The following is a 20,366-nucleotide window of genomic DNA, read 5'->3' on the forward strand; positions in this document are numbered from 1 at the left end:
AGGACACCGGAATGCTCGTTGACAAAAGGCTCCTGGCGCTGAGCCTGGGGCATCGGGGCCGTCTGACGGCCGTCACCGCGGTCCTGTGCCTGAGCACCATGAGCTACTGGGCGCAGGCATGGTTCCTCGCTCAGGCGCTCGCGGCCCTGGCCGCGCCGCCGCGGGGCGAGTCACTCGCGGCGCATCCCGCGGTCGCCCCGCTCGGGGCCGTCCTGCTCTGCGGGCTGCTCCGCTGCGCGCTCCTCCAGCTGCACAGCCGCCTCGCCGTCTCGCTGGGCGCCGCGGTCCGCCGAGACCTGCGGAGGAACCTGATGGACCGTCTGCTGCAACCGGACCGCCTGCACGACACCTCCGAACGCACGGGCGCGCGCCGCCTGGCCCTCACCGAAGGGGTGGATGGTGTGGACCTGTACCTGAGCCAGTACATCCCGCACGCCCTGCAGCTGCAGATCCTCTGCCCCGTCCTGCTCGTCGGCATCGCCTTCCTGAACCCCTGGCTGGCGCTCATGCTCGCGGCCGCCGTGCTCGTGGCGGTCGGGGCTCCTCGGCTCTGGGGACGGCTGCTCACCCGCCGTGGACGACAGCATTGGGACAGCTATGAGGACCTGAGCGCCGACTTCCTGGAAGCGCTGCAGGGCATGCGCACCCTGAAGATCCTGCATGCGGTCCCCGGTGTCCGCGCCCGGCTGGACGACCGTTCGGACCAGCTCCATCGCGCGACCGTCGCCACCATGCGCGTCTCCCTCGCCGACACCGCCCTCACGGACCTCGGCATCCAGGCGGGGCTGCTCGCCGCGGCTGCCCTGGCCTCCCTCAGCGCCCTTGGAGCCGGGCCGACGGCGGGAGTCGCGGGGGCCGCCGTCGTGTACTTCGTGCTCCTCCTCTCCTCCGAGGTCTTCCGTCCGGTCCGCGACCTCGCCCGGCAGTGGCACGCCGGGTACCTCGGGCTGTCGGCTCTCGGCAGCATCGACGCGGCGGGTGGCGGATCGGTCACGCAGGCGGCTCACGCCGGACCGTCCGACGCCGGACCCTCAGGGGACGGCGCACGGCCCGCCCCCGGCGGCACCGCCGCCGCCGCGGTCAGCCCCGCAGAAGGCCACCTGGTACTGGACGGGCTCTCCTTCCGCTATTCCGCGGAGGCGCCCTGGGTCCTCCGCGGCGCCCAGGCGGAACTCCGCCCCGGGGGCATCACGGCTCTGGCCGGAGCCTCGGGCGCGGGCAAGAGCACCCTCTTCGATCTCCTCCTCGGGTTCCTCCCGGCCGCGGAGGGGCGGATCCTCCTGGACGGGCGGCCCCTGCTCCGGAGCGAGCTGGGCGTGGTCTCCCAGCGCAGCTACCTCTTCCCGGGCACCATCCGGGAGAACCTGACCGCGGTGAATCCCGCGGCCACCGAGGAGGACCTGATCCGTGTCCTGCGGCAGGCCGGCCTCGCCGCGGAACTGGACGCGTGGACCGACGGGCTGGACACCGTGCTGTCCGAGGCCGGGGGATCGGTGTCGGGCGGGCAGTCACAACGGCTCGCGATCGCCCGGGCACTCCTGGCGGACCGGCCCGTCCTCCTGCTCGACGAGCCCACCTCCGCCCTCAACCCCGAACTGGCCGAGGAGGTCCTCGCGGGGCTGCGGGACCACGCCCGCGAACGGACCGTCCTCATGATCGCGCACCGGCCCGAGGCGATCGCCGCCGCGGACACCGTGCTCCTCCTGTCCGACGGCGTCCTTCACCAGAGCACCCGTTCCTCCGAACCGCAAGGAGCCCAGCGATGAGCGCCTCCTCCGATCGCGGGACGCGGCGCCCGCTCCTCGCCCTGATCCCGCACCTGACCGGCGAGTGGCCCGGGATGGTGTGGACCGCCGTCGTCGGGCTCCTGAACAACCTGGCGCTGGTCACGCTCGCGGTGACCGGTTCGACCGTGGTGGCGCTCGCCGTCCTGCGGCATGAACCCGCCGCGCCCGGGTGGTGGCTGGCCGGCGTTTCCGCCGTGCTGCTGCGTGCCGTCCTCACCTGGCACGAGATGGACGTGTCGCACAGCATCGCGTACCGGATCCTCGCCGCCCTGCGGATGGCCCTGTTCGACGGCTTCACCCGCGGGGTGCCGTCCCGGCGGCGGGGCCAGCACACCGGGAAGCTCGCGGCCACCGCGATGGGCGATGTGGAGAAGCTGGAGTTCTTCTACGCCCACACGATCGCCCAGCTGGCGGGGGCCGTGGTGCTGCTCGGGCTGGGCTTCGGTCTTCTGGTCGCGCAGGCGCCCGGGGTGGCTCTCTCGCTGCTCGGAGGGACCCTGGCGCTCGGTCTGGTCACGGTTCTGGGCGGCCGCCGCACCACCGCGCTCGGTGAAGCGGTGCAGGATGCCCGGGCCGACGTCTCCGCCACCGTGGTGGACCTGCTCGGCGGAACGCGGGAGATCCTGGGGTTCGGGCTGCAGGACCGCGTGCAGGCGCAGCTCGCGCGGAAGGCCGCGGCAGTGGATGCCGTGCAGGGACGGCTCGCAGCCGCTTTGGCGCTCGCGGGATCGGTCCGTGAACTCTGCGTGCTCCTGACGGTCGTGTCCGTGTTCCTCGCCGCTCTCGGCCAGGGGACGGACCCCCTGTGGGTGCCCGCCCTGGTGGCGGGATCGCTGACACTGCTCGCCCCGGTGGCCGACGCCGCGGCGACCGTGACCCAGCTCCAGCCGCACCGGGCCAGCGCCCGCAGGGTCCTCGACGGCATCGGCCTGGCATCCGAGGAGCCTCCGCTCGCGGAGCCGGTCGGCTTCCACCCGGCCGGGCCGCTGGGGCTCAGCGTGCGGGACGTCCGTTTCCGGCACGACGACGGCTCGCCGCCCCTGGGACCCTTCTCCCTGAGCGTGCGGCCGGGTGAGCTGCTGGGCCTCCGGGGGCGCTCCGGCGCCGGGAAGACCACGCTGGCACGCCTGATCGTGCGGCTGTGGTCCCCGGATGCCGGGACGATCAGCCTCCACGGCACGGAGGGAAGCCGTGCCGAGCTCCGGGCGATCCCCGAGCCGGAGTTCCGGAGGATGGTGACGATGGTCGAGCAGGACACCCCGGTCTTCCACGGGACGGTCCTGGACAACCTCCGGCTCGCGGTCCCGGACGTGGACCGCGCGGCTGCCGAGGCCATGCTGCGGCGGGTGGGCCTGCCGCTGGAGGGTCCGCGCTGGAGCGATGGACTGGACACGGTCCTGGGGGAACGCGGCACGAGCCTCTCCGGTGGGGAGAGGGCCCGCTTCTGCCTGGCGCGGGCCCTGCTCCTGAAACCGGGGCTGCTGGTGCTCGATGAGACCACCGCCAGCCTGGACGGCCCCTCCGAGGAGGGCGTCCTGGACGTCATCCGCGGGCTGAGGGAGGAGACGACCGTCCTGGTGGTCTCCCACCGGGACAGCACGCTGGCCGTGTGTGACCGGACGGTCACCCTCGAACCGGCCGCCGTCCAGGCATCCGCCGTCCGGTAGGAGGCCCGGCGAGCCCCGGTCCGTCACGGCCCGGGCCCCGCCGCTCCGCTCAGCTGAGCGTGACGACGACCTTGCCGCGGACGTGCCCGTCCTCCAGGAGCCGGTACGCGTCGGCGACCTCCTCCACCGGGTGGCTCGCCTCGAGCGGCAGGACGAGGGTCCCCTCGGCGAGTCCGGCCGCAATCCGTCCGAGGGCTCCCGGCGTGGCGTCGCCGCCGCCCGTGGCGGTGAAGCCCTCAGGCTCACGGCCGTGGGCCGCGATGGCGGTGATCCGCTCGGCGGGCACGCCGAACGCCTGCGCGACGTCGATCACCTCGGTCCCGTTCAGATCCGCGGCCGCGGTGGGGGTCCCGAGGGCGCGCACCCGCTCCTCCAGCCCCTCGCCGTAGACGACGGGGATCGCGCCGAGCTCCCGCAGGAACTCGTGGTTCCGCTCGGACGCCGTGCCGATGACCGTGGCTCCCGTGGCCACCGCGAGCTGGGTGGCCAGCACCCCGACACCTCCCGCCGCTCCGCCGATCAGCACCGTGTCCTCGGGGGTGAGCTTCAGCTGGTCGATGGCCGCCGCCGCGGTCCGTCCGGCGATGTCCAGGGTCGCGGCGACCTCGTCCGGGAGCCGTTCGGGCGTCCGCTGCAGGGATTCCGGCGCGGTGATGATGAAGTCGGCGATGGCCTCGTGGCGCTTCCCGCCGAAGACGCGGTCCCCGGCGGTCCAGCCGGTGACGCCCTCGCCGAGCTCGTCGATGACGCCCGCGAAGTCGTTGCCCACCCCGGAGCCTGGCGCCCCGCCGAAGGCCTCGGCGACCGGTCCGCCGTGGAAGATCTTGAAGTCCACCGGGTTCAGGCCGGCGGCCGTCACGCGGATGCGGACCTCGCCGGGGCCCGGATGCGGCTCCGGAACCTCGATCAGGTCCAGGACCTCGGGTCCACCGAACCGTTCGTACCTTACTGCACGTGCCATGGTGACTCCTCGCTCAGCGATCGACGCGCCGTGGTCCGGCGCTGTGAAGGCGATGCCGCGGGTGGCGGGCCATCGCCGGTGATGTCCCGTGCAACGGGCGCGGCGCGGCGTCCATTCCGGCGGTTGCGGCGCATGACGCCGGATGACGTGGCGGGTCATCGGGCGCACGGCGAAGCCCCGCCGGAACCGCGGCTCGCGGTCCCGGCGGGGCTTCTGAAGGGTGTCCGGAGACGGCGTCCTGTGGAGCTTCCGGTGGGGCTCAGAACGCGTCGGGGTGGAGCCCCCGGGCGATCTCCTGCACGGCGCGGATGTTGCCCCAGGTCCCCGGCATGACTTCATCGGAGTCGATCGCCACCAGGCGGTTCTCCTTCACTGCGGGCACGTTCGGGAACTTCTGCCGCAGGAAGGCGCGGGTGGCGTCCTCGTGCTCCTTGTTCAGCGTGGTGAAGACGATGACATCGGGGTTCTTCTGCACCAGCGTCTCCGGAGAGATCACGGCCGAGAAGAAGGAGCTGAACGCCGGGTCCTTCGGCGAGAACACGTTCTCCCCGCCGGCCTGACGGATCATGTCGTATTCGAGGCCCGCGCCGATCGCGGAGACGGTGCTGCCCTCCACGAAGACCTCGAGGACGCGGGGCTTCGCGCGCCCTGAGACGGCCTTCCCGACGTCGTCCAGCGCCTGGCGGGCCTCCTGGCGGACGGTGGCGGCCCGGTCCTTGATCCCGAACAGGCCGCCGAGGTTGTCGATGTCCGTCAGGAGGTCGGTGACTTCGGCCGAGCTGCGCCGCTGAAGGCAGCCCGCGGTGGCGATGTAGGACTCGGCGCCGGCCTTCTTCAGCTGGTCGATGCTCGCGAAGCCCTGTTCCGCCGTGAATTCATACCCCGTGGGGGAGTACACGAAGTCCGGAGTGACCCCCAGCAGCGACTCCCGCGCCGGAGGTGCCTTCTCGCTGAGCTGACGCACCTTGCCGGTCGCCTTGAGTTCGGGCGGCAGTTCCCGGCCCTTGGTCTGGGCCTCGCCGACCACGGAGTCCGCCAGGCCGAGCTTGACGAGCAGATCGGACTGGCCCGGGGTCATGGCGACCACGCGTTGCGGGACCGCTGTGAGGTCCAGCGTCCGTCCGCAGTTGGTGACCTTCCCGGCGGGGGTGGCCGGGGTTCCGGAGGCCGGCGCCGGACCGGCCTGGCTGACGCCCTGGCCGCAGCCGGTCAGCGCCAGCAGGCCCAGCGCCAGGGCGGACGCCTGGATCCTGCGGCTGCGGAAGATCGCCCGTGGCGGGCTGAGAGGGGGATGCGTCATGGTGTTCCTTCATTTTCGGGGGACTGCCCTGGGGCAGAGGACGACGACGGCGCGGCCACCGCGATCAGCGGCCGGCCGGTGAGGGGGTGCCGCAGCCGGCGGGACTCGACCGAGAACGCCTCGCGGATGAGCCCCTCGTCGAGGACGTCGGCGGGAGCTCCCGCAGCGAGGAGCCGGCCCCGGCTGAGGACGGCCACCTGGTCGCAGTGGTCGGCGGCGAGATTCATGTCGTGGAGAGCGGCGAGCACCGTGAGACCGCGTCCGGTGACCAGGCGCATCAGTTCGAGCTGGAAGGAGATGTCCAGGTGGTTGGTGGGCTCGTCGAGCACGAGGACCGGAGCCTGCTGCACGAGCGCGCGGGCCAGCAGGACGCGCTGCTTCTCCCCGCCGGAGAGCTCCGCGAAGTTGCGGTGCGCCAGGGCGGAGGCGCCGACGTCGTGCAGGGCTTCATCGGCCAGGGCGCGTTCCTGCGCGGTGTCGGCGCCGAAGCCGCGCTGGTGGGGGACCCGGCCGAGGAGGGTCACTTCGAGCGCGGTCAGGGGGAAGTCGAGGCCGCTCTCCTGGGCCATCACGGCGATCCGGCGAGCCGCCTCCCGGGGGCTGAGACGCTGCACGTCCTCGCCGTCGACGCGGACGGTTCCCGCGCTCGGCCGGTAGACACGGTACAGCGTGCGGAGCAGCGTCGATTTCCCGCAGCCGTTGGGACCCAGGATGCCGAGAACCTGGCCGGAGGGGACGTCGAGGCTCACGCCGTGGACGATCTCCCGCCGTCCCAGGGTGACGTGGACGTCATCGAAGGAGATGTTCACCGGTCCACCCCCGCGGCTCCGGCGCCCTTGCCGCGGAGCAGCCAGAGGAAGAACGGGGCGCCGATCACGGCCGTGAGGATGCCGAGCGGGATCTCCGCGGGTGGCGCGATGGTGCGGGCGAGGAGATCGGCCAGCATCAGGAAGAGCGCTCCGCCCAGGATCGTCACGGGCAGCATCCGGCGGTGGTCCGAGCCGACGAGCAGCCGGGCCGCATGGGGGATCACGAGCCCCACGAAGCCGATCCCTCCGCTGACCGCGACCGTCGTCGCGGTCAGCAGTGCGGTGGCGAGCAGCAGGAGGCGCCGCAGGGACCGGACGTCGACGCCGAGCGCCGTCGCCGTCTCATCCCCGGCGAGCAGGGCGTTCAGGGAGCGGGAGCGCAGCAGTGCGAATGCTGAGACGGCCGCCAGGCTGAGGGCCGGGATGATCAGTTGCGGATAGTCGGCGGCGGAGACGCTGCCGAGCAGGAAGAACAGCACGCTGTAGACGTTCTGGGCCTCGGTGGTGATCGTCAGGAAGTTGGTGACGGCGGACAGCAGCGAGCCGAGGGCGACGCCCGCCAGGATGAGCCGGGACGGCGCGATCACGCCGCCCTGCCGCGCCAGCAGGTACACGAGGGCGGTGGTGACGGTGGCGCCGATGAAGGCCGCGGCGTTCAGTCCGAGGCCGGCGATGGCGGTGGAACCGGCGACGATCGCCGTCACGGCCCCGACTCCGGCGCCGGCCGACACCCCCAGGATGTACGGCTCGGCCAGAGGGTTGCGGACGTTGGCCTGGAGCAGGGCGCCGGCCAGGGAGAGGCTCGCCCCCGCGATGCCCGCCAGGAGCGCGCGGGGCAGCCGGAAACTCCAGACGGCCTGGTCCTGTGCGGCGCTGAGGGAGCCGTCCGTCATCCACGGCATGCCCGGCAGGAGGTGGCCGGTGATGAGCTGGAGGGCTTGCCACGCTGTGGTCTCCAGGGGTCCGGCCGTCGCCGAGAGGACGAGGACCGCGACGATCCCCAGCGCCAGGGCGGGGGCCAGGAGCCGGAGGAACACCGAGCGGAGCCGGTGACGTCGTGGCGCCGACGGTTGCTCGCGTGCCGTGGGCTGGTCGGACGCCGCGGGCCGGCCCGGCGCCGCGGGACCGGAGGGGTCGGGCGATGTCGGAGAGGACGAGGGCGGGGACGCGGCAGGGGCGGGAGGCCGCGTCGGGGACGAGGTGGTGGAGCCGATCACCCTCGCATCTTACTTTAAATGAGAATCATTAGCATTAACGGAACGAGCGAAGCCCTGGGAGGGACGTTCGGAGCGAGAGGACCGGGTGACCCTACTGCGGCAGCGGGGTGGAGAAGGCGCCCAGCTCGGAGAGGAGTTCGGTCAGGCGGGCCAGGCCGCCGTCGTCGTCCGAGCCGCCGACCTCTTCGCGAGCGGCGGGCGAGGTGAACATGGCGATGGCCTCGAGGCGGCAGCCGCCGCCGGGCAGTTCGAGGAAGTCGAGGACTTCGAGGACGGGGCCGTGGGAGTCGGCCTCCGCCTCCACGGTCTGCACGATGCGCCAGGGCTCGGAGACCTCGTGGAAGGAGCCGTAGAAGGTCCAGTCGTCACCGCCGGCGCCCACGGAGTAGCTCCAGGACCCACCGGTGCGGGCATCCCAGCGGCGGAACCGCAGCTCGACGCCCTCCGGCACCAGCCAGCGGGCCAGCCAGAGCGGGTCGGTGTGCGCGCGGAACACGGTCTCGACGGGCGCGTCGAACTCCCAGACCCTGTTGATGCCGCGCAGGCCCTGCCATTCCTCGAGCTGCCGGATGCTCTCCACCTGTTCGTCCTCCTTGTTCTCCTGGAAGTCTGCGGCGGCCGTCATCCAAGGTCAACGAGAGCCCTCATCGGGCGGCATAATTCGTCACCGGCGTTCATCCCGGGTCATGCGGCGCAATCCGGGGAATGGTTGACTGGAGTGATGATCCGCGCCATGACACCCGCCGATTTCCGTGCCGTCCAGGACCTGGAACGTGCCGCCGGAGAACTCTTCCGGCAGGCCGGAATGGCCTCGATCGCCGACGACGAGCCCTTCAGCGACGCTGAACTGGCCGCCTTCGCGGCGTCCGGCTGGGCGTGGGTGCTGACCGTGCCGGTCGGCGGCTCGGCGCTGGTCCCCGGCGAGGAGAACGCCGCGGAGGACCACGCCGGCGTGGCCGGCTACGCCGTCGGCGAGGTGGTGGACGGGGCCGCGCACCTGGAACAGCTCAGCGTCGACCCGCGGCACGGCCGGCAGGGACTGGGCGCGCGGCTTCTGGAGCATTTCCGTGCCGAGGCCCGGGACCGCGGGCTGCGCCGAGCCACCCTGACGACCTTCAGCGAGATCCCCTGGAACGCCGCCTACTACGCCCGGCTCGGATTCACCGTGCTGCCGCAGGCGGAGTGGGGGCCGGAGCTCCGCGCCAAGGTCGCCGAGGAGGCCGCCCACGGCCTGGACCGCTGGCCGCGCGTGGTCATGGCGGCGGAGCTGTAGGGCGGCGTTCCGTCCGTGCGGACCCCGCCTTCCGGGCGCCTGCTTCTTCGATCTACTCGATGCCGGCGAACAGGCGGTTCAGCTCCTCGGTGAGTTCCGCGGCCACGGCCGGGTCGGAGCCGATCGTCTTGCCGTCGAGGTGCTTCACCGGTGCGATCAGCCGGATCGAAGAGATCAGCCACACGGCGTCGGCGTCGAACAGGTCCTCCGGCTCGAGCGGCCCGTAGCCGAGTTCCCAGCCGGCCTCCTTCGCCGCGGCGAACAGGGCGCCCTGCGAGGTGCCCGGGAGGATCCCGGCGTCCAGCTGCGGCGTGACGAGGCGCTTGGTGACCGAGCCGTCGTCGTTCACGTCACGATGTGCGAGCAGCACGGTGGAGGTCGGGCCTTCCAGCACCCGGCCGTCCGCGGACGTGAAGATCACGTCATCCGCGCCGAGCGAGTGAGCGTGCCGCAGCGCCGCCATGTTCACGGCGTAGCTGAGGGTCTTCGCGCCGAGCAGGAGCCACGGAGCGCGCTCGGCCAGGTCACTGTCGTAGCCGCGGTCCAGCAGCACGACATCGATCCCCTCCACGCGCTGCTTCTTGCCGAGGGCGGGGGCCAGGCTCGCCTGCACCCACTCGGTGGGGGATTCCGCACCCTCCACGCCCCGGGTCACGAGCAGCTTCACGACGAACTCGTCCACGCCGGGGTGCGTCTCCAGGTATTCGTCGACGGCGGTGCCGATCGCCGCCCGCCAGGTGTCCTCAGCGCTGATCGCGAGGTCCAGGGCGGCGGCGGACCCGGCCAGGCGGGCCAGGTGGGCGGGGAGCTTGCGGAGCTTGCCGTCGAGCACGAGGAGCGATTCGAAGACGCCGTCACCGCGGGTCGCGCCCAGGTCCGTGGCCATCAGCTGGGGCACGGACGCATCCGCCACGCGGCCCTGGGGGAAGGCGGGATCGAGGAACACGAGCACGGTGCTGGGGGACGTCGAAGTCATGGGACAAGCTTAGAGCCGCATCCCCCGGCAGGCCGCGCGCCTCCATCGTCACCTCGTCGGTGTTGCGTGCTCAGTTGTTGCGGGTGTTCGGCCGGAATACCCGCAACAACTGAGCACGCAACGCGAGGGGAGGCGAACTTCCCGTGGGGGCCGCGCGGTGACGCCCGCCCCGGAAACGCCCGGGGGCGGATATTCTCAGGGGAGACCGCGGCCGCCCGGGACCACTCGGAGACGAGGCCGCGACCACGACAAGGGGGAGATGCATGCTGCCGTTCAGCCTGCCGGATAACTGGAGCTGGCTGCTCTCCGTCTGGTTGGTCATCGACATCGTGCTGCGTGTGGTGCTGCTCGGGGTCGTGCCCGGAAACCGCCGACCCAACACGGCCATGGCCTGGCTCCTCGCGATCTTCCTGGTCCCGTCCCTGGGCCTGCTCCTGTTCCTCCTCTTCGGCACGTTCCGGCTCAGTGGGCGTCGCGTCCGCAAGCTCGAGGACGTCAACCGCCGCGTGCGGGACTCCAGCACCCTCGTCGCGGCGGCCCCGGAAGTGGTGCACCTGCCGCCGTGGCTCGCGTCCGCCGTCGAACTCAACCGGAATCTGGGCGCCCAGCCGCTCACCGCGGGCAACCGGGTGCAGCTCATCCCGGGCTACCAGGAGTCCCTGGACGCCATGACCGACGCCGTCCGTCAGGCCCGGGACTACGTGAACGTCGAGTTCTACATCATGGCCTACGACGACGCCACGAGACCCCTCTTCACCGCGCTGGAGGAAGCGGCCGAACGCGGGGTCGAGGTCCGGCTCCTGTTCGACCACATCGGCACCCTGCGCGTGCGCGGTTATCGCCGGCTCCTGAAGATGCTGCGGGGCTCCGAGATCCGCTGGCAGCGCATGCTCCCGCTCCTGCCGCTGGCCGGTCAGTGGCGCCGCCCGGACCTGCGCAACCACCGCAAGATCATGGTGGTCGACGGCGAGATCGCGTTCACGGGGTCGCAGAACCTCACGGAGCCCTCCTACAACAATCCCAAGCACCGCAAGGCCGGACGTCACTGGGTGGAGCTCATGGCCCGGGTGGAGGGGCCCGTGGTGGCAGGGCTCAACGTCGTGTTCGCCACGGACTGGCTGAGCGAGACCGACGAGTCCCTCGAAGCGCAGATGCGGTTCCCGGAGCCGGTCCAGGGCGACATCCCGGCGCAGGTGGTGCCGAGCGGCCCGGGCTTCTCCCAGGAGAACAACCTCCGCCTCTTCAACGCCCTCATCTACTCGGCGCAGGAGCGGATCTCCATCTGCAGCCCGTACTTCGTCCCGGACGACTCCCTCCTGTACGCGATCACCACGGCCGTGCAGCGCGGCGTCAAGGTGGAGCTCTTCGTCTCCGAGCAGGGCGATCAGTTCCTGGTCCATCACGCCCAGCGGTCCTACTACCAGGCGCTCCTCGAGGCCGGGGTGCGCATCTACCTGTACCGGGCGCCGGCGGTCCTGCACGCGAAGCACTTCACGGTGGATGACGAGGTGGCGGTGCTCGGGTCGAGCAACATGGACATGCGGTCCTTCTCGCTGAACTTCGAGGTCTCCCTCATGATGGTGGGCCCGGAGATCGTGGCCGCCCTGCGGGAGGTGCAAGAGGTGTACCGCGCGAAGTCCCGGGAGCTGTCCCCCGAGGAGTGGCAGGAGCGGTCCGTGCTGTCGAAGTACGTCGACAACGTGTGCCGTCTCTCCGCGGCTCTGCAGTAGCTGCACCGTGGTGCGGGCTGCGCCGCGGTGTGGGCTGCGCCTCGTCGGCCCGGCCCACGGTTTTGTGGTTCACCCACTGAAATGTCCGTGGGTGGACCGCAAAAGCGTGGGCGACGCCGGCTGACCCGGTTGATGCCGGGCGGGTACGGGTCAGCGGGAGGCGGCGCCGTCGTCGTCCGTCGCAGGGTCCGGCGCCGGCGTGTAGACGATCAGCTTCAGCGCCGGGGCGTCCGCGAGCGTCAGCTGGTGGTGCTCGTAGGTGACGGTGCTGCCGTCCAGATGGTTGAAGCTGCGGGTCCGGGGCGTGAACCCGCGGATGCCGTGCGCCTCCCACTGGGCGCGGAACTCCGGGCTCGACTGCAGGAGCCCCGCCACCAGACTGGCCTTCCGGGCGTCCTCGATCCGTGAGCCCGTCTCGGCGCGGAACTCGGCGAGGAACTGCGCGCTCGTCTGGTCCCAGTCGGGCAGCAGGGCGCGCACGGCCGGGTCCGTGAAGACGAGCCGCAACAGGTTCCGGTCGGGCCCGGAGACCTCCAGGACGCGCGGGAACAGGGAGCTGTAGGCGTCGTTCCAGGCCACGATGTCCCAATTGCCCTCGAGCGCCAGGGCAGGGTTCGGGTCGATCGCGTCGAGGAGCCGCTGCACGTGCGCGGTCGTCTCCGCGGTGCCGAGGCTCGGCGCAGGGGCGGCGTACCCGAACGGGGTGAACAGGTACCGCTCCTCCGCGGGATCCAGCCGGAGCACCGTCGCCAGCGAGGTGAGCACTTCCCGCGACGGGTTGACCTTCCGTCCCTGCTCCAGCCACGTGTACCAGGTCACCGAGATGGCGGAGAGGAACGCGACCTCCTCGCGCCGCAGCCCGACGTCCTTGCCGCGGCCGGCCTGCGGGAGGCCGTAATCGCTGCGCACCGCACGACGACGCCGCGCGGCCAGGAATCCGCCGACTTCCTTCCGCCAGGCTTCGGCTTCGGTCATGGTGGTCGCCTTTCGGTGGGTCGGCCGGTTCCCGGTTGAGCTTCCCCGCTGAGACAGTGAGTTTCCGCCGAAACAGTGAGCAGAAGACACTGTTTCGGCGGAAACTCACTGTCTCAGCGGGTAGGTCCGCGAGGTCGGCGGCAGGGGAGCCCACTGCCGGTTCGCCGCAGCCGCCGTCGTCGAGTAATGATTCTAGTACTCCCACTACCAGAAGCAGCGCCGTCTTGGTGCTGGTCGTTCCAGACGGAAGACTGGGACCATGCCTGCATATCGTTCCCGCACTGTCACCCACGGCCGCAACATGGCCGGCGCCCGCGCACTGCTGCGCGCCTCCGGCGTCGCCAACTCGGACATTGGCAAGCCGATCATCGCCGTGGCGAACTCCTTCACCGAATTCGTCCCCGGCCACACCCACCTCGCACCGGTGGGCCGGATCGTCTCCGAAGCCATCCACGCCGCGGGCGCCGTCGCCCGTGAGTTCAACACCATCGCCGTGGATGACGGCATCGCCATGGGCCACGGCGGCATGCTGTACTCGCTCCCGTCCCGCGACCTGATCGCCGACTCGGTGGAGTACATGGTCAACGCGCACTGCGCCGACGCCCTGGTCTGCATCTCCAACTGCGACAAGATCACCCCGGGCATGCTCATGGCGGCCCTCCGCCTGAACATCCCCACGGTGTTCGTCTCCGGTGGCCCCATGGAGGCCGGCCGCGTGACCCTGACCGACGGTTCGGTGCGCTCGCTGGACCTGGTCAACGCGATCGCGGACGCCGTGGACGAGTCCATCTCGGACGAGGACATCAACCTCATCGAAGAGAACGCGTGTCCCACCTGCGGTTCCTGCTCCGGCATGTTCACGGCCAACTCGATGAACTGCCTGACCGAGGCGATCGGCCTCTCCCTGCCGGGCAACGGTTCCGTGCTCGCCACGCACACCGCCCGCAAGGCCCTCTACGAGAAGGCCGGCGCCACGGTGGTGGACCTGGTCAAGCGCTACTACGACGGCGACGACGCCTCCGTGCTGCCCCGCTCCATCGCGACGGCCAAGGCCTTCGACAACGCCATGGCCCTCGACATCTCCATGGGCGGCTCCACCAACACGATCCTGCACCTGCTCGCCGCCGCCCAGGAGGCCGGCGTCGACTACGGGCTGGCCGAGATGGACGCCAAGTCCCGCCAGGTGCCCTGCCTGGCCAAGGTTGCCCCGAACGTCGCCAAGGACAAGACCTACTACATGGAGGACGTGCACCGCGCCGGCGGCATCCCCGCCCTGCTCGGGGAGCTGAACCGTGGCGGCCTGCTCCACCAGGACGTCCACTCGGTGCACTCCACGGACCTCAACGGCTGGCTGGACGACTGGGACATCCGCGGCGGCAAGGCCACGCAGGAGGCCCAGGATCTGTGGCACGCGGCCCCCGGCGGCGTCCGCTCCTCCACGGCGTTCTCCCAGTCGAACGTCTGGACCTCCCTGGACACCGACGCCGAGGGCGGCTGCATCCGCGCCGTCGAGCACGCGTACTCCAAGGACGGCGGCCTGGCCGTGCTGCGCGGCAACATCGCCGTCGACGGCGCCGTGGTGAAGACCGCGGGCGTGGACGAGTCGATCTGGACCTTCGAAGGGCCCGCCGTGGTCTGCGAATCCCAGGACGAGGCCGTGGAGAAGATCCTCAACAAGACCGTCAAGGAGGGCGACGTGGTGGTCATCCGCTACGAAGGTCCCAAGGGCGGTCCGGGCATGCAGGAGATGCTGTACCCCACCTCGTTCCTCAAGGGCCGTGGCCTGGGCAAGAAGTGCGCCCTGATCACGGACGGCCGTTTCTCCGGCGGCACCTCGGGGCTCTCGATCGGCCACATCTCGCCGGAGGCCGCCTCGGGTGGCACCATCGCCCTGGTCGAGGACGGCGACCGCATCCGCATCGACATCCCCACCCGCTCCCTGGAGCTGCTCGTGGATCCGGCCGAGCTGGAAGCCCGTCGCGACCGCCTCGAGGCCACGGCCGGCTACCACCCGGTGGGCCGCGAACGTCAGGTCTCCGCCGCGCTGCGGGCCTACGCGGCCATGGCGACCTCCGCGGACAAGGGCGCCGTGCGCGACGTCGACGCCCTGTACCGCATGACCTCCCCGCAGCCGGTGGCGCCGTAGTCTCACACCCCTCAGGGGCCGGTCGCCCGGCTCCTGAGGCGCTGAGTCCGCTCTCCAGTCCGTGAGTCCGCTACATCATGTAGCGGACTCACGGCGTTTTCAGCGGACTCGGCCGGGAGCCGGGCCGCCTTACCCCGGGTACTCGGCGCCGAGCGTGCTGAGCACCCCGTAGGCCTTCGCCCGGATCTCCTGGTATTCGTCCTCGGGCACGGAATCCGCCGTGACCGCCCCGCCGACGCCGAGGCTCAGCTGCGTGTCCTCCCCGGCGCCGGAGGCCACCAGGGTCCGGATGACGACCGAGAGGTCCACGGACCCGTCGAGCGAGAAATACCCGAGCGCGCCCGAGTAGATCCCTCGGGGCCCGCCCTCCAGACCGTCCAGGATCGCCATGGTGCTGATCTTCGGGGCGCCCGTCATGGACCCGGCCGGGAACGCCGCGGCGACGGCCTCCACGCGGGACGCCCCGGGCCTGAGCCGTGCCCGGATGCTGCTCACCATCTGGTGCACCGTGGCGTAGCTTTCGATGGCGCAGAGCCGGCTCACCGTCACGGACCCGGGTTCGGCGAAGTGGCTGAGGTCGTTGCGGAGCAGGTCCACGATCATGATGTTCTCCGCCCGGTCCTTCAGGCTCGTGGAGAGGTCCTCGCGGAGCGCCGCGTCCTCCGAGGCATCGGCGGAACGACGGCGCGTGCCCTTGATGGGCTCGGCCAGCAGTCCGCCGCCCGCGTCGATCGAGAGGAACCGTTCCGGCGACGTGCTCGCGAGGCTCACGTCCCCGAATCGCAGCAAGGCCGCGAAGGGCGCCGGGTTGCGCCGCCGCAGGGCCCGGTACGCGGTGACGACGTCGAAGCCGGGGGCGTCCGCGGTGAGGGTGGTCGTCAGACAGACCTCGTAGCTGTTGCCCTCGCGGATCTCGTCCTGGCTGGCCAGCACCTTCGCGAGGTAGTCCTGGTGCGTGTCTCGGGCGATGAAGCGCGGGGTGGGCGACGGCGGAGCGGCCGCGGCGGTGCCGGGGCTCGGCACGGTGCTGGGGGCAGCGTCCGTGGGCGTCCTGGCGGTCTCCAACGCGCGGGCGACGACGGCCGCCCAGCCCTCACGACGGACCGGGCCCGCGCCGGGGGAGGCCGCGGCGGGAACGGGGGTGGCGGCGTCGTCGGGCTCCGTGCCGGCCAGCTCCAGCGCCCAGGCGAGGCCTTCCTGATGGTCCAGGACCACGGCGTGATCCGCGAAGAGCAGGCCCGCGTCCGGCACGGCCGAACCCGAGGTGTCCTGATCCGAACCGCCGGTCTCGCGCTTCAGCTCGTACCCGAGCCAGCCGAGCCAGCCGAGGCGGAACGGGCAGTCGTACCCGGCGGGGACGGCCGGCAGGGTCTGGGGCGTCCAGGCGGTGGCGAGCCAGCGGAAGAACGGCAGCGGCAGACGTGCGGCGGAACTGCCGCGGCGGAGTTCCGTGACGCCGTGGCGATGGCTCACGGACAGTCCGGCGCCCGGGTTGCCCGCCATGATGCTGAACCGGTTCCGCGTGGCGCCGGGAAGCCCTGCGTCCGAGGAGTCGAGCCAGACGGCGTGGGCGTCGTTCCCGAAGATTTCCGCGAAGAGTACCCCGGCGTCCAGCGTCGTGCCGTTGCCGGAGGCCAGAGGTCCGGCCGCGGTGATGCGCACGGGCCGCGAGGCCAGCGCGCTGCGTTCCGGGGCGAGTTCCGTGTGGAGTGCGGGGTGGTGGCTCAGGAGTTCCAGGACTTCATCCGCGGCCTCGCCGGAACCACCCGGGCAGGCCCCGGCCGGGGTGTCCCGGACGGTGACGTCCACGGACCCCGGCACCGGATCCGCGGCGAGCCACCGTTTCTCCTGCTCCGCCCAGGTGTCCCAGAAGGGCACGTAGCTCTCGCCGTCGCGGGCCAGGGCGCGGGACTTCCGCTCGTCGTCGGCGCCGGAGACCCAGATCGTCGCGTCGAGCAGTTCCCTGGCGCCCTGGGCACAGGCGCCCACGCCTTCGATCACGACGATGTCCGCGGCGGGTGTCGTGCGGAGTGGACCGTCCGTGCCGGTGGCCCAGTCCCAGGTGGTCCACTCGGCGTCGTGGCCGGTGGAGAGGGGCGCCAGAACGGTGTCCAGATAGCGCTGGATGCCCTGCTCGAGACCCTGCCAGCCCGGGTAGATGTCCTCGAGGTGGAACAAGGAGACGGTGCGGTGCTGCCGCAGCCGCGCGCACAGTTCGACGGCGAGGGTGGTCTTCCCGGCGCCGGACCGGCCGTCGATGCCGATCAGCAGGGGCGCCGTGCGAGGTGCGGACATCACTCGGGCTGGGCCCCGTGCGCCGCCGCGGCCCGGATGTACTCCACGAGCGGTTCCAGCGAGCCGGAGATCATGTCCGCGCACTCGACGAAGTCGCGCTGGTCGCCGTACCAGGGGTCGTAGATGCCGAGTTCCGCCGTGCTCTTGCCCGCCAGGGCCGGGTCGAAGGACCGGAACATGCGGACTTTGTCCCGGGACCGCTCATCCGGGGCCCAGCGCTGGAGCGCCCGGAAATGGTTCTCGTCCATGGCCAGGATGAGGTCGCGCTCGCGGAACCAGGCGTCGTCCCATTCGCGGGCCACATGGCCGGCGGGGTCGATCCCCAGGGCGCGCAGCTGAGTGGCGGCGCGGCGGTCCATCGAGCGGCCCACCTCCTCGTCGCTCATCCCCGCCGAATCGACGACGACGGCGGCCAGGAACCCGTCCTCGGGGTGCTGCTGCGCGGCCTCCGCCAGAGCGCGGCGGAGCTGGTATTCAGCCATGGGTGAGCGGCAGATGTTGCCCGTGCACACCGTGATCACCCGGAAAGGTTTTTCAGCCATGCTCCAACGGTAGCCGCTCCGCCCGCGACGGCGCGGGCCGGGTTCCCCGGGCACGGCCGACGGCCCCTCCCTGACGGCCCGCGCGACGCCCTTCACGCCGCCGCTCGACGGCCCCGGAACCCCTGGTTCCATGAGCCCCACCGGCCTACGCTGGAAGGACAGACCCCACGCGAAGGGTCGTGGGGCACGTTCGAAGGGAGGTCCGGCGATGCCCGGTATGCAGCCCGGTGACGATGACCGCACCCACAGCGAAGCACCCGCAGAAGGCGAGGACGAGGAACAGGCCCAGGAGACGGAACGCGTCCACGCGGAGGATCCGGCCGAGGGCTCCGACGAGGAGTGAGACGCGCGGGGCGGGCCCCATCCGGCGCCCCGGACTCGCCCCGTCCGGCGCACTCAGTGCAGGAGCGCCAGCCCCACGCCGAGCAGGACGAAGAGCACCCCGAAGCTCCGGTTGAGCACCAGCTGGCCGCGCGGCGAACGGGTGAATCTGCGGACCGACTTCGCGGCCAGGGCGAAGAAGAACCACATGACCAGGATGTCGATCACGACCACGGTCACGGCCACCACCGCATACTGCGTGAGGAGGGGCTGGTCGGTCCGGATGAACTGCGGCAGGAAGGCCAGGAAGAAGACGATCGCCTTGGGGTTCAGCAGGTTCACCCAGAGGCCCCGGCGGAACATGCTCCACGCGGGTTCACCGGTGAGCTGAGCCTGCGCCTCCGCGGTGTGAACCGGCTTGGCCAGGAACTGCCGGATGCCCAGATACACCAGATAGGCGGCGCCCGCGTACCGGATCACGTTGAAGAGCACTGGCGACTGCGAGACCAGCACGCCCAGCCCCAGGGCGACCACCACCACATGGATCACCAGGGCCGCCTGCTGCCCCAGAATGCCCCAGATCGAGCGGGTGAATCCGACGTTCAGCGCGTTGCTCATGGTGTTGACGGCGCCCGCGCCGGGAGTGAGGCTGATGAGCAGGGCGGCGGTCGCCAGAGCGAGCCAGAGGGAGAGATCCACCCGATAAGAGTAGGGGAGCGCCGGCGACTGGGCAGAATAGAGACATGTCACTGCCGCCCCTGAGAACCAGCAACCCTGCCTCGACGCCCAGGAAGACCGCCGAAGAGCGTGCTCTGCAGGCTGGTGGCGGCGCCCTGATCCTCGGGTTCCTCGCCGGTTTCATCATCTTCTTCGGCGCGCATCCGCCGCTCTCCGGCAGTGGCTCGATCGGTGTCGCCGCCGCGGTCCTCAGCGCCGTCGTCGCGCTCGCGGCCTTCGGTTTCGTGGTGGGCGGCCGGGTGGTTCAGCGCGTGCGGACCGCGGGCCGTCCGCCCTGGCTGTACCTGCTCGACGTCGTCGCGCTGGCCCTCTCCCATGCCGCCCTCGCGTACATGGGCGCCGTGGCGCTGTTCGCGTTGTTCCAGCAGGCCTTCATCGGACTGACCCTGGACGCGTTCGCCGCGGCTCTCCTGCTTGCGATGACGGCGGGCGCCGCCGCGTACCTGACCGCGGTGAACGCCCAGAACCTCACGACCGAACGCGTCGCGACGCTGCTCGGCGCCTTCCTGGTCATGGGAGTGCTGAACGCCATGATGACCACCCAGCAGTCGGACTGGTGGCAGTCCAACATCAGCGCCCTCGGCACCGCGCACTCCGGGACCGCCTACACCTTCAACATCACCCTCCTCGTGGCGGGCGCGCTGATCGTCACGCTCGCGCACTTCATCCTGGCGGATCTGCAGCACTTCTCGGAGTCCGACGCCGGCGCGGTCGCCTTCACACAGATCCAGACGCTGCGGCAGCAGGCCGGGCAGCGGTGGCTGCGCTTCTTCGGCGCCCGCGGCTGGGCGAAGAACGTGGGACGTGAACGGTACCTGCACCCGAAACTGCGCCCCGTCTACGGCTGCCTCGTGCTCATGGGGGTCGGACTCGCGCTCGCAGGGCTGGTGCCCGTGGACGAATCCGAACTGCTCCACAACACCGGCGCCACCGGCATGGTGGTGGCCTGGGGCGTCCTGGTCATCGCGCTGCCGTGGTGGATCCCCGGGCTCGGCTTCACCTTCCACGTGGCCAGCGGCGTGTTCGTGACCGGTGTGGTCGTCTCCGTGGTCCTGTACCTGCCTCTGGGCTATTACAACCTCACGGGCATGGAGCTGATCGCGTTCGCCCTGATCTTCACGTGGCTCATCCTCTTCATCCGCCAGGTGGCCAGTGTGCCGGCACGGAGCACCGTGCCGGAGCCCACGGCGGTCTGACAGAATGCCGGGAGAACGAGACGGAGGCGACCGGTGAAGCGGCGCCGCCACGAATCAAGGAGCTGAACCGTGTCCCAGGTGCCGCCGAACTACCCGCCGGACTACCCGCCCACCGGGCCCGGGCCGTACGGTTCGCAGCCCGCGCCGGTCTACCTGACCTTCCCGGCGCCGCAGCCCAAGGGGAACTCGATCGCGTCGCTGGTCCTCGGCCTGAGCAGCATGTTCTTCGGCTGGACCTTCCTGGTGCCGATCGTCGGGCTCGTGCTCGGCATCGTCGGCTCGCGAAAGGAACCGGCCGGCAAGGGGATCGCGGTCGCGGGCATCATCATCAACAGCATCATGCTGGTGGGCTGGGCGATCGTGCTGTTCTTCATGATCGGGATCTTCACCCTGATGTTCTCCGCCGGCGTCTCAGGCGTGCAGAGCCAGTAGC

18 protein-coding genes are annotated in these 20,366 nt (G+C 71.2%); 8 read left to right on the plus strand and 10 right to left on the minus strand.

Annotation, left to right across the window (positions count from 1 at the left end):
• Window positions 1–11: 11 nt before the first annotated feature.
• Both BLV63_RS03470 and BLV63_RS03475 read left to right on the plus strand, forming a co-directional pair.
• Window positions 12–1,766, plus strand: coding sequence for an ABC transporter ATP-binding protein/permease (locus tag BLV63_RS03470; RefSeq protein ID WP_066216113.1), 1,755 nt, complete (start codon window positions 12–14; stop codon window positions 1,764–1,766).
• Window positions 1,763–3,454 carry an amino acid ABC transporter ATP-binding/permease protein gene (locus BLV63_RS03475; protein ID WP_066216115.1) on the plus strand — a complete coding sequence of 564 codons (1,692 nt, stop codon included), beginning with the start codon at window positions 1,763–1,765 and terminating at the stop codon, window positions 3,452–3,454. The genes BLV63_RS03470 and BLV63_RS03475 overlap by 4 nt, the downstream gene beginning before the upstream one ends.
• Before the next feature lie 49 nt (window positions 3,455–3,503).
• Here the strand turns inward: BLV63_RS03475 and BLV63_RS03480 are convergent, their stop codons facing one another.
• The 5 genes from BLV63_RS03480 to BLV63_RS03500 all read right to left on the minus strand — a co-directional run bounded on the left by BLV63_RS03480 (window position 3,504) and on the right by BLV63_RS03500 (window position 8,366).
• The gene (locus BLV63_RS03480) at window positions 3,504–4,415 is read right to left on the minus strand and encodes an NADP-dependent oxidoreductase (protein WP_066216116.1); all 912 of its coding nucleotides are present in this window, start codon (window positions 4,413–4,415) and stop codon (window positions 3,504–3,506) included.
• Between the two features lie 259 nt (window positions 4,416–4,674).
• Entirely contained in the window at window positions 4,675–5,715 is a 1,041-nt protein-coding gene (locus tag BLV63_RS03485; protein WP_066216118.1) for an ABC transporter substrate-binding protein, read from the minus strand.
• A complete protein-coding gene (locus tag BLV63_RS03490; RefSeq protein WP_066216119.1) occupies window positions 5,712–6,524 on the minus strand; it encodes an ABC transporter ATP-binding protein in 813 nt (270 codons plus the stop codon). Before BLV63_RS03490 ends, BLV63_RS03485 begins: the two co-directional genes overlap by 4 nt.
• On the minus strand, window positions 6,521–7,741 hold the full coding sequence (locus BLV63_RS03495; RefSeq protein ID WP_254780445.1) for a FecCD family ABC transporter permease: 1,221 nt from the start codon (window positions 7,739–7,741) through the stop codon (window positions 6,521–6,523). Before BLV63_RS03495 ends, BLV63_RS03490 begins: the two co-directional genes overlap by 4 nt.
• Before the next feature lie 91 nt (window positions 7,742–7,832).
• On the minus strand, window positions 7,833–8,366 hold the full coding sequence (locus BLV63_RS03500) for an SRPBCC domain-containing protein (RefSeq protein ID WP_066216122.1): 534 nt from the start codon (window positions 8,364–8,366) through the stop codon (window positions 7,833–7,835).
• Between the two features lie 108 nt (window positions 8,367–8,474).
• Here BLV63_RS03500 and BLV63_RS03505 point away from each other — a divergent pair, with 108 nt between their 5' ends.
• Entirely contained in the window at window positions 8,475–9,014 is a 540-nt protein-coding gene (locus BLV63_RS03505; protein ID WP_254780447.1) for a GNAT family N-acetyltransferase, read from the plus strand.
• A 52-nt stretch (window positions 9,015–9,066) separates the two neighbouring features.
• Here BLV63_RS03505 and BLV63_RS03510 read toward each other — a convergent pair whose 3' ends face one another.
• Window positions 9,067–9,990 carry an aminodeoxychorismate lyase gene (locus BLV63_RS03510; protein ID WP_066216125.1) on the minus strand — a complete coding sequence of 308 codons (924 nt, stop codon included), beginning with the start codon at window positions 9,988–9,990 and terminating at the stop codon, window positions 9,067–9,069.
• A gap of 263 nt (window positions 9,991–10,253) precedes the next feature.
• Between BLV63_RS03510 and cls the strand changes: the two genes are divergently transcribed.
• The gene (cls, locus tag BLV63_RS03515; RefSeq protein ID WP_066216127.1) at window positions 10,254–11,720 is read left to right on the plus strand and encodes a cardiolipin synthase; all 1,467 of its coding nucleotides are present in this window, start codon (window positions 10,254–10,256) and stop codon (window positions 11,718–11,720) included.
• Between the two features lie 150 nt (window positions 11,721–11,870).
• On the opposite strand, the gene BLV63_RS03520 is transcribed toward cls, so the two are convergent.
• Window positions 11,871–12,695 (minus strand): helix-turn-helix transcriptional regulator, encoded by an 825-nt coding sequence (locus BLV63_RS03520; RefSeq protein WP_066216128.1) that lies wholly within the window; start codon window positions 12,693–12,695, stop codon window positions 11,871–11,873.
• A 259-nt stretch (window positions 12,696–12,954) separates the two neighbouring features.
• Between BLV63_RS03520 and ilvD the strand changes: the two genes are divergently transcribed.
• Window positions 12,955–14,841 (plus strand): dihydroxy-acid dehydratase, encoded by a 1,887-nt coding sequence (ilvD, locus tag BLV63_RS03525; protein WP_066216130.1) that lies wholly within the window; start codon window positions 12,955–12,957, stop codon window positions 14,839–14,841.
• A gap of 129 nt (window positions 14,842–14,970) precedes the next feature.
• Here ilvD and BLV63_RS03530 read toward each other — a convergent pair whose 3' ends face one another.
• A complete protein-coding gene (locus tag BLV63_RS03530) occupies window positions 14,971–17,136 on the minus strand; it encodes a chorismate-binding protein (protein ID WP_066216132.1) in 2,166 nt (721 codons plus the stop codon).
• Complete coding sequence (locus BLV63_RS03535; RefSeq protein ID WP_066216133.1) at window positions 17,136–17,678, minus strand: low molecular weight protein-tyrosine-phosphatase; 543 nt, start codon at window positions 17,676–17,678, stop codon at window positions 17,136–17,138. The genes BLV63_RS03530 and BLV63_RS03535 overlap by 1 nt, the downstream gene beginning before the upstream one ends.
• Window positions 17,679–17,886: 208 nt before the next feature.
• Here BLV63_RS03535 and BLV63_RS19025 point away from each other — a divergent pair, with 208 nt between their 5' ends.
• Window positions 17,887–18,021, plus strand: a complete 135-nt coding sequence (locus tag BLV63_RS19025) for a hypothetical protein (RefSeq protein ID WP_255218046.1) — start codon at window positions 17,887–17,889, stop codon at window positions 18,019–18,021.
• A 53-nt stretch (window positions 18,022–18,074) separates the two neighbouring features.
• Here the strand turns inward: BLV63_RS19025 and BLV63_RS03540 are convergent, their stop codons facing one another.
• Complete coding sequence (locus BLV63_RS03540; RefSeq protein ID WP_066216134.1) at window positions 18,075–18,698, minus strand: LysE family transporter; 624 nt, start codon at window positions 18,696–18,698, stop codon at window positions 18,075–18,077.
• 44 nt (window positions 18,699–18,742) lie between these two features.
• On the opposite strand from BLV63_RS03540, the gene BLV63_RS03545 reads away from it, so the two are divergent.
• Both BLV63_RS03545 and BLV63_RS03550 read left to right on the plus strand, forming a co-directional pair.
• Entirely contained in the window at window positions 18,743–19,933 is a 1,191-nt protein-coding gene (locus BLV63_RS03545; protein WP_066216136.1) for a hypothetical protein, read from the plus strand.
• A 69-nt stretch (window positions 19,934–20,002) separates the two neighbouring features.
• A complete protein-coding gene (locus tag BLV63_RS03550; RefSeq protein WP_066216138.1) occupies window positions 20,003–20,365 on the plus strand; it encodes a DUF4190 domain-containing protein in 363 nt (120 codons plus the stop codon).
• Window position 20,366: the final 1 nt, after the last annotated feature.

This window comes from Arthrobacter woluwensis (assembly GCF_900105345.1).
GTDB classification, from domain to species: Bacteria; Actinomycetota; Actinomycetes; order Actinomycetales; family Micrococcaceae; genus Arthrobacter_E; species Arthrobacter_E woluwensis.